The sequence below is a fragment of the Protofrankia symbiont of Coriaria myrtifolia genome, assembly GCF_900634755.1.
In the GTDB taxonomy this organism is placed as follows: domain Bacteria; phylum Actinomycetota; class Actinomycetes; order Frankiales; family Frankiaceae; genus Protofrankia; species Protofrankia coriariae.
Genome location: NZ_CAAAFS010000205.1, coordinates 3494 through 14649, shown reverse-complemented (window position 1 = coordinate 14649; position 11156 = coordinate 3494). Strand labels below are relative to the sequence as shown.

At 69.1% G+C, this 11156-nt stretch carries 10 protein-coding genes; 5 read left to right on the top strand and 5 right to left on the bottom strand.

Going from position 1 to position 11156, the window contains the following annotated elements; translation table 11 throughout:
* On the top strand, nt 1-783 hold a 783-nt coding region (locus CM1CMNOD_RS11535; RefSeq protein WP_165490467.1), incomplete at its 5' end, for a hypothetical protein.
* A 128-nt stretch (nt 784-911) separates the two neighbouring features.
* Nucleotides 912-1493, top strand: a complete 582-nt coding sequence (locus CM1CMNOD_RS11530) for a TerD family protein (protein ID WP_013873815.1) — start codon at nt 912-914, stop codon at nt 1491-1493.
* A gap of 218 nt (nt 1494-1711) precedes the next feature.
* Here the strand turns inward: CM1CMNOD_RS11530 and CM1CMNOD_RS11525 are convergent, their stop codons facing one another.
* The 3 genes from CM1CMNOD_RS11525 to CM1CMNOD_RS11515 all read right to left on the bottom strand — a co-directional run bounded on the left by CM1CMNOD_RS11525 (nt 1712) and on the right by CM1CMNOD_RS11515 (nt 5360).
* Nucleotides 1712-3511, bottom strand: coding sequence for a hydrogenase maturation protein (locus tag CM1CMNOD_RS11525; protein WP_013873814.1), 1800 nt, complete (start codon nt 3509-3511; stop codon nt 1712-1714).
* 152 nt (nt 3512-3663) lie between these two features.
* On the bottom strand, nt 3664-4647 hold the full coding sequence (locus CM1CMNOD_RS11520; protein WP_013873813.1) for an MHYT domain-containing protein: 984 nt from the start codon (nt 4645-4647) through the stop codon (nt 3664-3666).
* 386 nt (nt 4648-5033) lie between these two features.
* Nucleotides 5034-5360: a type II toxin-antitoxin system RelE family toxin gene (locus tag CM1CMNOD_RS11515; protein ID WP_013873812.1), complete on the bottom strand. Its 327-nt coding sequence runs from the start codon at nt 5358-5360 to the stop codon at nt 5034-5036.
* Between the two features lie 367 nt (nt 5361-5727).
* Here CM1CMNOD_RS11515 and CM1CMNOD_RS11510 point away from each other — a divergent pair, with 367 nt between their 5' ends.
* Nucleotides 5728-6114, top strand: a complete 387-nt coding sequence (locus CM1CMNOD_RS11510) for a CoA-binding protein (RefSeq protein WP_050803781.1) — start codon at nt 5728-5730, stop codon at nt 6112-6114.
* A 12-nt stretch (nt 6115-6126) separates the two neighbouring features.
* On the opposite strand, the gene CM1CMNOD_RS11505 is transcribed toward CM1CMNOD_RS11510, so the two are convergent.
* Complete coding sequence (locus CM1CMNOD_RS11505; RefSeq protein ID WP_131772519.1) at nt 6127-7254, bottom strand: hypothetical protein; 1128 nt, start codon at nt 7252-7254, stop codon at nt 6127-6129.
* A gap of 992 nt (nt 7255-8246) precedes the next feature.
* Here CM1CMNOD_RS11505 and CM1CMNOD_RS23640 point away from each other — a divergent pair.
* A complete protein-coding gene (locus CM1CMNOD_RS23640) occupies nt 8247-8594 on the top strand; it encodes a DUF5999 family protein (RefSeq protein ID WP_083731077.1) in 348 nt (115 codons plus the stop codon).
* A 507-nt stretch (nt 8595-9101) separates the two neighbouring features.
* On the opposite strand, the gene CM1CMNOD_RS11495 is transcribed toward CM1CMNOD_RS23640, so the two are convergent.
* Nucleotides 9102-9956, bottom strand: coding sequence for a hypothetical protein (locus tag CM1CMNOD_RS11495; RefSeq protein WP_013873810.1), 855 nt, complete (start codon nt 9954-9956; stop codon nt 9102-9104).
* A 365-nt stretch (nt 9957-10321) separates the two neighbouring features.
* On the opposite strand from CM1CMNOD_RS11495, the gene CM1CMNOD_RS11490 reads away from it, so the two are divergent.
* Entirely contained in the window at nt 10322-11140 is an 819-nt protein-coding gene (locus tag CM1CMNOD_RS11490; RefSeq protein WP_013873809.1) for a pirin family protein, read from the top strand.
* Nucleotides 11141-11156: the final 16 nt, after the last annotated feature.

The following is an 11156-nucleotide window of genomic DNA, read 5'->3' as shown; positions in this document are numbered from 1 at the left end:
GCGGTGGCGGCCGCGGGCGCGCCGGGCAGCCCGTCCCCGGGCGCGACGCAGCCGCGGCCACAGCCCGCCGTGACGGCGGGTGGGACCGCGCGCATTCTTTCCGGCGATACGGCGGTCACGGTAGGTGGCGGGCTTGCGCTGTCGACGGGTGTCGTGGACCTCGGGGCGGTCAACTCCTCGGCGACCGTGGAGCTGCGCAACGCCGGCCGCCAGCCGGTCGACTTCCGGTTCGCCGCCACGCCGCCCTGGCTGTCCGTCGTGCCGGCCACCGGCACGGTCGCGGCGGGCGATCGCAGGGCTGTCGCCATCACCCTCGACCGGTCCGCCGCGCCGGTCGGTGTGCTGGACACCTCGGTCGCCGTCGCCACCGTCGGTGGCGACGGGAAGGGCGGGACGCTGCGGGTGACCGCCGTGATCTCCGGCCCGCCGGCCGTCGACTCGCTGGCCGTCACCCCGGCCGTTGTGTACACGACGGGATGCCCGGCCGCGGCCGGGCCGACCGTGTCCACGGTGTCGGTGCGCGCGACGGATTCCACCGGTGTCTTCCGGGTGGACCTGGTCGCTCATCTGCCCGACGGGAGAACGACCACCAGCGCGCTGAACCTGGGCGAGGCCGCGGAGGACTGGTCGGTGTGGTCGGGGCCGGTCGGGCCGTCGGCGGTCCCGGGCTCGTTGTCGTTCACCGTCACCGTCACCGACCTCGACGGGCTGCGCGCGCAGTCCACCGGTTCGCTTGAGATCAGTTCCTGCCCGGCCGCCGCCGAGCCGGCCAGTGCGGGCTGACGGTGCGGCGCGGCCGGTGTCCCACCGGCATCTCGTACGGTCGTCGTGGGCCGTACGCGTGGGTCGGGACGCGAGTGTGGGCACGGGTGTGTGTACGGGCGTGTCCCGGGCAGTCTAGGCTTTCACCCATGGCATCGGTGTCGCTGTCCAAGGGCGGCAATGTATCCCTCAGCAAGGTCGCCCCGAACCTCCGTGCGGTGACTGTCGGTCTCGGCTGGCAGGTACGCCAGACCTCCGGCGCCGACTATGACCTCGACGCGAGCGCGATCGTCGTCGACGACCGCGGCAGGGTTCTTTCCGATCAGTATTTCGTGTTCTTCAACAACCTGGTCAGCCCGGACGGGGCGGTGAAGCACCTGGGCGACAACCTTGTCGGTGGTGGTGGCGGGGACGACGAGCAGATCACGGTCGAACTGTCCGCGTTCACGCCGCAGGCGTCCAAGGTTGTCTTTGCGGTGTCGATCTATGACGCGGAGGTTCGCCGGCAGACTTTCGGTCAGGTGCGTAACGCCTTCATCAGGGTGAGTGATTCGACCACTGGTACGGAGATCGCCCGGTATGATCTTACCGAGGACGCGTCCACGGAGACCGCGATGATTTTCGGTGAGCTCTATCGGTATTCCAGTGAGTGGAAGTTCCGTGCGGTGGGTCAAGGGTATGCCTCGGGCCTGCGGGGAATCGCCCTCGACTTCGGCGTCAACGTCTCCTGACCGCTGCTGTCCCGGCGGTTGGCGCCGGTCACCAGGACAGCTGAAGCGCTCGGCGGGCCAGGTGGGGCGTCTCCGCGGATGATGACTCTTACGGAGACGCCCACTGTTTTTGTCTGTCTGTTTCGTCTGCCTGCTGTCCGCCTGAAGGGCCGCCGACGGTGCGATGATGTTTTTCGTGCCGCTGGCGGCCCGGGGCCTCAACTCCCTGTGCGACGGTGTCAGGTGCTCGGGGTCGGCGTCAGGAGTTCCGATGGCTGCGCGCCGATCGTGGCGGTCGGGCCGTTGGTGACGGACGCCCCCTGGAGATCGACCCGCCATGCTATGGAATGCCGGTGAAGAGCGATGTTCTGTGGGGTCGCCGTGGGCTTTTCCTTGAAGACGAATGCCCGGCGCAGATCGGCATGGCGGTTCTCGGCGAAGAAGTTGACAGCCATCCGGCTCAGCTCACGGGTGCGGTAGACCTCAAGAGGCATCTCGGCCTCGTCGGCGGCGAGCCGTGAGGTCTTGGCGTCCAGTGCCTCCTGCCAGCCCTCGCCGGCCAGTTCGCCGGCGAGGGCCAGCAGGGCGTCGTCGTAGTCCGACGGCCCGTGGGGGAGCAGCCGGTCCACCAGACCCATGGCGGCCGCTTCCACGTCACCGACGGGAAGGCACTCGGTGGTCAGCGTCGCCGCGACATCCTTACCGACTCGTCGTGGCAATGTGTACGTCCAGTATTCGGATCCGTACAGTCCCATGTTGTCGTAGTGCGGGTTGAGCACCACCCCGGTGCGGGCGGCAACCAGGTCCGCGCCAAGCGCGAGCATGATGCCGCCGGCGCCGGCGCTGCCCGAGATGCCCGCGACCACGAGCTGGCTGGTGCAGGTGATGATGGCCTGGCACAGGTCGTCCATCGCGTCGATGTTCGCCCAGGCGGCGGTCGCGGGCCGTTCGGCCGCCTCGATCACGTTCAGGTGGATGCCGTTGGAGAAGAAGGTGTCACCACCGCGCAGCACGATCACACGGGTATCCTGCTGGCTCGCCCAGGTGAACGCGGCGAGCAGCCGGCGGCAGTGCTCCGTGGACATGGCGCCGTTGTAGAAGTCGAAACTGATCCACCCGACGGGGCCGTGACGGCGGTAGCGCACGTCCCGACCGGCGTCCGGGTCGGAAGCCTCCGACGTCGCCACCGGCAGCGGCTGGACGTGGTCGGCCACCACCAGATTGGCCGGGAGCTTGGGTTGGCCGGCGCGGCGGAGGTGCCCGATCCACACCGCGCCGTCGACGGTGGGTACCAGCACGGCGCCGTCCCGCCGGGACAGCAGTGTGTTCTCGCGCTCACCGTCACGGGCCCGCGCGGCGGGGAGGACGACGACCGGACTGGCGTCGAAGGCGCGTAGCTGCTCACCGAACAGCAGGCAGGGGGCGCCTGGTGAGCCGTCCGATGCCGCCACCTTGCGCAGGACGTCGCTGGTGGTGTCGGTGTCCCAGTCGATGCGCCGGTCGTCGGCGCGGGTGGAGGGCCGCAGCCTGCCGCGCAACCGGTGTGCCGGGATGCTGTCGAGCGGCGTGGGCGCGAATCCGACGACCTGTGCCTTGTCGACCACGTCGTGGATGACGGCCACGGCCGCGTCGGCGACCGGCCCGTTGTAGAGTGCCGACTTGCTGATGCCGAGTGGGACGGCGAACTCCCGGGTCGACCAGATCGGCCCGGCGTCCATCTCGGCGACGGCCTGCAAGGCCGTGACTCCCCAGGTCGACGCCCCTTCCAGAATGGCCCAGTCGAGCGAGGACGGCCCGCGGTCACCGACCGGCCCCGGGTGAATGATGATCGTCTGTCGGGTCGTCCAGATGTCGTCCGGTACCCGTTCGCGCAGGAAGGGGCATATGATCAGGTGAGGATCGGACAGCTGGACGGCCTCGCGCATCGTTTCCGCGCTGAGCGCGAGCTCGACCGTCACACGGTGGCCCGCGCGCCGTAACTCGATCCATGCCCGCTGGGTGAGCCCGTTGAATGCGGACGCGAGTAGAAGAATCTTCATTTTCTTTCCTTGTCAGAGGTCAGATCGAAACTCCGAACGGGTTTTCGGGTGAACCTGTTTTCCCGGGATCGGGACACGGGGGTGCGTGATCCGCGGGCTGGTCCCGCGACGGGTGGCGGCCACTGGTGCGGTGATCGTCACTGGCGGTCGTGTCACCGTCTCGGAGATCGCGACAGGCGGTGGTTCTTCCTGGCCGGACCGAGTGCGTCGGGGTCCGCGGCGGAGGAGTGCGGGACCGGGGAGGGGATGACCTGCGTGGTTACGGCACCGGCGCCGGCAGTGGATACCGGCTGGTGTGAATGCGCCGCACCGCGCGGTGAGGGGTTGCTGTCAGCACGGGAAAAGCTGGCCGGGGCAGGCTTTTCTGAGCGGGCGGGGGGGTGGTGATGATCGGGTATGGGGGCGCCGATCCCGCCGGTCGCGGCGAAGATGATGAACATCAGAACGATGGACGCGGTGAAAGCGGTGATGGTCCCCATGGCGAAAGGATCGACGCCGTGCGGTCGTGGCACGGCGGGGTCGGCGGTGACGCGGGTGGCTGCCATGCCCGTGTAGTGCATCCCGCACACCGCGACCGCCATGATCACCGATGCGACGATGCGTCGGCTGACACCACCGATGTGGAACGCGATCCAGAAGGCGGCTGTCGAGGCCACGACGGCGATGACAATGGACAGGCCGACCAGCGGTATCGCGTAGCTGATCGTCCCTTGGGTGTGCATCGCGTACATGCCGGTGTAATGCATGGCGGCGACACCGGCTCCCGCGACCACTCCGCCGGTGAGCAGCCGCAGGACGTTGTCGGGATCGGCGGCTACCACCGTGAGTCCGACGCCGGCCACGACCACGGCGATGAGCAGCGACAGGGCGGTGACCGCCTCGTTGAACGTGATACTCAGCTCTATACCGTAAGCGACCATCCCGACGAAGTGCATCGACCAGATCGCGCACCCGCCCAGCGCCACGGCCGTGAGAGTCGTCCACGCCAGTTGACGGGCGCCGGTGGTCGTACGTAGGCGGACCGCGCACGCCAGGGCCGCGAACGAACCGAACGCGGCGAGAAGGAAGGACAGCAGGACGAACACGGGGTCGTACGAGGCATGCAGATGCTCTGCTGCGGCACTGACCGGTCCCATCCCAACCCCCAGGAGTTCGCCACGTGCCACCAGGGGGCTGCCGAGTAACGGTATTTGATCAGCAGCCTCCGGATCTTCCGGCAGGGCAACCATAGCCGGACCAGGGTCAGTCAGGTGATCGGCCTCACTCTAAAATAAGTTAACTAATTAAATTATTTTAAATAATCTTTTATTTAAAGAAACTTTTACGGGCGAAGCGTCACTAGGCGAGAAATTTTACTTCGACAGCGTAAACACTTACTTCAAGTGACGCTTCTGGAGCGGATGACCCGAGAGACGGCCGCCAGCGGGCCGAAGGCAATGCGATCATGCTTTTCCGCGCTCGTGGTTCCCGCCGGGCCCGGAAGCCGATCCGGAAGGTTCGGCGGGCTCAGGTCCCCGTGCCGCTACGAGGCGCGACTGGTCGGATGACGACGGTGCGCGACAACCATCACCCGGACGGACAGCGTGTTCGCGTCCACCTGGTAAAGAATCCGCCAGGACGGGCCGGTCGCCTCCCACATCGTCGAACGCGACTCCGACAGGGGTGTGCCCGCCCGGCGCGGATCGTTGCGCAGCGGGCCGCCCAGGAACCGGCGGATCTCGCCGGCGGTCCGGTCGGGCAGCCGCTGCAGGTCGCGCTCGGCCGATGCCGCGACGGTCACCTCATGGCGGGGGCTCATGCCGCCACGCCGTTCGTCCGTGGGCGCGGCGAGCACGGGGCCGGTGCGCATGTCCGGTTCTTCACATGGTGATCGTAGAAGTCTCCGCCGCCGGCCGCCGGAGTTTCCGACCGGGCGGGAGAAAGGGGCAGGGCTGCCCCGTCCGTCTCCACAACCCGTGACGGGATCTGTGACGGCGCGGCAGCCCGTGACGGCACGCCGGGCCCGGCGCTGACGGACATGACGCCAAGATTACCCATGTCACTCGACGCCCAGCCGCCACTTGGTCACGCGCCGGACACGGCCCGGCGCCGGCGTGACCGCTGGCCCCCGCCCGCTCACGAAATGTCCGGCGGCCCCGGCGGACATGGAATGACCGTGCCGGTGCCACGGGTTGGTGCTGGGCGTGCGCTACGGAACCGACGAGACCATCCGACGGATGCTGGCCGACACGAAGGTCTGGGCGATAGTGGGGCTGTCGCAGAACACCTCGCGGGTCGCCTACTCCATCGCGGGCTATCTGCGCGCGAATGGCAAACGGACCGTTCCGGTCCACCCGTCCGCGCCCGTGGTCGCGGGTGAGCAGGGGTACGCCTCGCTGGCGGAGATCCCGTTCCCGGTGGACGTGGTGGACCTCTTCGTCCGCTCGGAGCTGGTCGGCCCGGTGGTCGACGACGCGATCGCCATCCGCGCCGGGGGGATCTGGATGCAGCTCGGTGTCCGTGACGACGCCGCCGCCCGGCGGGCGGAGCGGGCCGCAGTGCCCGTCGTCATGGACACCTGCCCCGCCATGGAGGCGCCCCGCCTGGCCGTCTGGGCATCCTGACCACGGCCCCGGTCACCAGCCGCGCCTCCCGCGCTCTCCGTGCGCCCTACGTGCCCGAGCGCCTACGCGGTGGGTGGAGTGCGTGGCCCTCCGGTGTCGCCGGCGGTGCGGCTGCCGGGGCAGCCCGGGCCGGCGGCTGGACGAGAAACGGGAGATCCGCTGCCAGCCCAGCGCCGCGGCCGGCGGGAGCAGCAGCAGCGTCGGCAACAGGTAGCGGTAGTCGAAACACACCGTGGCGGACGGGACCACCAACAGCGCCATCCCCGCCGTCACCAGCAACGCGCAGTCCGCGCGCAACCGCCCGACCTTGCTGCCGGTGCCAGTGTCGCTGCCAGCGCCGGTGTCGCCGCCGGTGTCGGCACCGTTGTCAGCGCTGGTGTCACGCTCGGTGCCAGTGTCATTCTTGGTGCCAGTGTCGCTGTCGGAGCTGGTGCCGCCGGCCCGCCCGCGACTGGCGCGCCCGCCCGTGGGCAGAAAGCCGGCAGCACCGAGTGCCACCATGACGGCCAGTGCCGGCCCCGGCGTGAAAACGTAGCGCTGGTAGGCCCGCAGGAGCGCGGCCGGCCCGGGGCCGACCTGCCGGGCGACCTGGGTACCGTCGAAGGTGATCAACGGCGCGCTGATGTTCCAGTAGGCCGGCACCGTCTCGGCGGGGAACTGCCAGCTACCGACGTGCCAGTCGTGGGCCCCCACCCACCGGCCGGGCGTGAAGAAATGGGCCACCTCACCGGTCACCATCCGCGCGTAGTCCACCGGTTGGCGCAGGATGACCTCGTGGGCGAACTCGGCCAGCGCGGCCTCCTTCCGGTCCGTGGGGAGATCGACGGTGAACCGGGGGCTGGCGTGGTTCCACACGTAGTAGTTCGGCCCGGGCCGCTGCGCCGGCGGATGCGGCGAGCAGAACAGACGGGCGTCCGGGCTGAGATCCAGTTGTGCGCAGTCGGCGATGGGCGCCACCCGGCCGTACAGCCAGTACGTGTCACCCCCGGTCAGCGCGTAGGCGCCGTGGACGGAATGGAACCAGACGGCGTACCCCACCAGCGGTGCGGCCAGCGCGCCACCGAAGACGACCGAACGTGACCAGCCGAGCCGTCGCAGCAGTACCCAGGCCAGCGCCAGCAGCCCCAGGACGACTCCCACCGTGCGGACCAGCGACGCCAGGGCCCAAGCAGCCCCCGGCGAGTCCACAGGCCGCCACGGACGGTTTCGGTGCCCACAACAGGGCTGCGACGGCCACGACGAGCAGCGCCTCGAACAGCGTCTCCGCCATGACGAAGTGCTCGATGTTCACCTGGTAGGCGTCCAGCAGCACCGGCGTCGCCGCCAGCGCCGACGCTCGGGGAGTCAGCCCCCGGTGCACCAGCAGCGCGTAGAGAAGGATGCCGAGCAGGACGCCCGTGAGGTGCTGGACGGCCGGTACCACCCACAGCTGATGCGTCACGGACAGTGCGCGCAGCAGCAGGGGGTAGCCCGCCGGTCGGACCGGATCGGGCACCAGGGGCCGGGCGAGCCGCAGGTAGGCCATGGAGTCCCCGGAGAACTCCAGCGCCGGCCGATAGGCGATCATGGCCAGTGCTCGCAGGAGGACAGCCGGGACGACGACGATCGTGATCGGGACGATGACGGCGGCCGAGGGGCGTCCGCGGGCCGCCGCCCGACGGGCGGAGCCCGGCTGTGCCCGCCCCGGCCGTGGGGGATCGGGCCGGGGCGGGTGCGGCCGGCGTCGGTCCCGATCCACCGGGGCCTCCTGATCACGTCATGCGCGGGTCGCCGGCAGGGCGACCGGTCACACCTGCGTAAAGGGTCCCGAGAAAACGTACCGAAGGGATTTTCCGGCTATCGGTCGGTATCCGGACAGCATCCGGTCGACATCCGACCGACATCCGACCGGCATCCGACCGGCATCCGGTTGGCATCGTCATATCCGGTATCTGTCACCAGGTGCTTCCGGACCGCTGACGCGAGGCAGCGGCTGTTGCAAATCGAGACGCAAGGCGAGCGAATGGGGACACAAGGCGCGACGCGCCGGGCCGCGGCGGCCGGGTCGTATGCCGCTGTCCCTGTCGTCCTACTACCGACACCCTGAGAGCGCAGGCCGATGTGACGTCCATTACGCGGAGGCGTAATCTTCTGTGACTGTGCGAGGAACACCGGTTTCTGGAGATCCATCGACAACGACGTCGGCGAGTCCACAGGTACGTCAAACCGGCCGGGGGGGTTGTCCTCACCAGCCACCGTGCCCGTCCGCCAACAGTCCCGACCGGGACGCTGCGCGGGTGACGAACCGGCACTGCGATCAGGGCTGGAGCCTGCTGTGTAATGGTGTGATCCTTTTTGACGACACGGGGGAGATTCTGCCGACGGGGGGCATCATCGAACCGCGGCGGGTGCCTCCGATGCCGAGGAGCATGGTCGGCAGCGGTGCGGTTGCCACGCGGCAACCGATGGCCGTGCCCACACCACGCGTCCGGACGGTGTGAGGGGCCGCCCGGCCCGAAGCGGCCCGAACCGGCCCGTGACAATCATTCGATCAAAGGGTATGCGAGGATGACTGTCCGGGCGGGTATCCGGGTATACGGCGGCCCCGGCAGGGCCGCTCTCGAAGGGGCCGCTTCCGGAAAGTCCTGAGCAGACCCGTCTGGCTGAGCAGTGCGTAATGGTATCTTTACGCGTGGCTGATGGACGCCGCCGGGGCTGTCCGGCCGGACGGGTATGCGCGCGGGTTTTCCGCCCGTCGGCGGCCGGGGCCGGCACGCCGTCAGGCTGGAGAGCGCACGGGACGGTCATGACGTGCGGGATGGCCCTGACGTGTGCGTCGGCCTGGATCCCGCCGGTCCCCCTCCGACCGCGCCGATCGACAGCCATCTGACCGCGGCCGAGCCACCTCCGGTAGCGCGAGCAAGGTCGCTCGTCCGGGCGCCGTCAGTGTGACCGCGCGTCCGCGCATGTCCGCGCGTACGTCGGGCAGCCGGCCACGGCCTGGCGGCCTAGCGGTAGCGGTTGATGTCGTAGCGTTCCTGGAGCGGGACCAGCGTGTGCAGCGGCGCGGTCAGGCTCGCGACGGTGTCGGGGTCGAGGATGTCCTGGACGAGCAGAGCGCACGCGAGGTCCGCGCAGAGTTCCATGACCCGCTGGTCGGTGCCGACGTCCACGGAGTCGATCGTCGTGTGGCAGGACGGGCACAGCCGCCAGAAGCCCTCGGCGGCGCTGCGGCGTACCAGCGTCCACACCCGGCGGCGTCCCGTGCGCACGGCGCTGTTGAACGCGATCTGCATGGCGTCCTGGTGGGCGCTCTCGTCCCGGGTGAGCGCGGCGACCAGCAGGCGGTCGTAGGTCCGCAGGCTGTCGGCATCGTGACAGCGCCGTGACAGCGCCGGCAGTGCGGCAAGAACCCGCTTGACCTCGGATCCGAATGGGCCGAGATCTGGTTCGTGCCCGCGGCTACGGGGGTAGACAGTGCGCCAGGGCCGCAGCAGCGCCGCGTACTCCGACCGGGTGAGAACCGGCTTGGCGTAGGCGGCCGCGATCGCGTCCCGGACCGCCTTGAGCGCGGTCGCGGTGACGTTCGGGTCGACCGTCACGTAGTCGTCGATGCCGGCGAGGTCGTCGGCGTAGATGGCCGACAGGGCGTCGAACGCGGCGAGGACCTCGATGACCAGCGGCGCATCCGGTGAGAGTGCCTTGTCCCGTGCGGTGGCGAGTTGTGGCGTGTTGCGCCAGGCCGAGGCAAGCTGGTTGAGTTCGGCGTCACTGGTGTGCACGAGTTGGGCAAGGATCGCGAGGATCCCACGGAGATTGGGATGATTCTCCAGTCTGTCGATCCTACGGAAACGCAGAATCATGCCGGTTTCCCCAGCTTCGTACAGGCCATGTCACGTTTTCGTATTCCGGCGATGACGCCGAGTAGCATTTCTGTCCGTGGTGGCTCTGGCATCTGCTGTCGCGTCCGGCTGTCGGCAGCCGTCACATCGCCTCCTCACGAGGCCCTCTGGTCGCGCCTGGGGGCCAGTTGGCCACTGGTCGGCCAAAGGCCCCGTTCTTCCTGGACGTCCGACTGGGATCATAGCCGTCGGGGCGAATAGGTTGGACCATGGTCTCGGCAGCATGTACGTCGGATGAACCCTACGGCAACTGGCGCACCGATAGTAGCCGCAACGATGGTAGCCGGAGGACGCGGGCCAGCGACAGGAAAGGGGCGCGAGTGACTGTGACCGATATCTCGGCGTTGCGGGGGGTGGGGATTGCCGTCAGACGCGCGGACGGTCGGGCGGTGACCCGAAATGGCTGGCTGGACTCCCGCCACTCGTTCGCGTTCGGTCGCCACTATGATCCGGCCAACACCCATTTCGGCCTGCTGCTGGTCGGCAACGACGACCATGTCGCTCCAGGTGGCGGCTTCGCCACCCATTCACACCGGGACATGGAGATCGTGACGTGGGTGCTGGAGGGTGAGCTCCTGCACACCGATTCCACCGGGACCCATGGCACCATCCGGCCCGGGGTCGCTCAGCGTATGAGCGCCGGTACGGGGATCCTGCACGCGGAGATGAACGCGGTGGGCGCCACCGATGATTCGTGGACAGCCGATTCGTGGACAGCCGATGCCCCGGGCGCCCGTCCCGTCCCCGGCGATCCGGGCACCGTCCACTTCATCCAGATGTGGGTGACCCCCGACCACACCGGAATCACGCCCAGTTATGCCCAGCGGGACGTGACGGACGCCCTCGCCACCGGTGAACTGGTGGCGATCGCCGGCGGGGAGGGCTCGAACGCCGCCATCGACATCCAGCAGCGCAAGGCGGTCCTGCACGCGGCGCGCCTGCCCGCCGCCGGCCGGGTGCACCTGCCGTCCGCGCCGTGGGCGCACCTGTTCGTCGCGCGCGGCGCGGTCACGCTGGAGAGCGCGGGCGAACTCGATACCGGGGACGCGGCCCGGATCAGGGGCTGTGACGGGCTTGCCGTGACCGCCGAGGCCGGACCGGCGGAGATCCTGGTATGGGAGATGCACGCCGCACTGGGACGCTGACCGGTCAGCCGGCCGG

What these genes read in the sequence shown, in the direction of transcription:
- CM1CMNOD_RS11530 (WP_013873815.1), top strand. Translation starts at nt 912, where the DNA reads ATGGCATCGGTGTCGCTGTCCAAGGGCGGCAATGTATCCCTCAGCAAG.
- CM1CMNOD_RS11525 (WP_013873814.1), bottom strand. Translation starts at nt 3,511, where the DNA reads ATGAAGATTCTTCTACTCGCGTCCGCATTCAACGGGCTCACCCAGCGG.
- CM1CMNOD_RS11520 (WP_013873813.1), bottom strand. Translation starts at nt 4,647, where the DNA reads ATGGGACCGGTCAGTGCCGCAGCAGAGCATCTGCATGCCTCGTACGAC.
- CM1CMNOD_RS11515 (WP_013873812.1), bottom strand. Translation starts at nt 5,360, where the DNA reads ATGCGCACCGGCCCCGTGCTCGCCGCGCCCACGGACGAACGGCGTGGC.
- CM1CMNOD_RS11510 (WP_050803781.1), top strand. Translation starts at nt 5,728, where the DNA reads ATGCTGGCCGACACGAAGGTCTGGGCGATAGTGGGGCTGTCGCAGAAC.
- CM1CMNOD_RS11495 (WP_013873810.1), bottom strand. Translation starts at nt 9,956, where the DNA reads ATGATTCTGCGTTTCCGTAGGATCGACAGACTGGAGAATCATCCCAAT.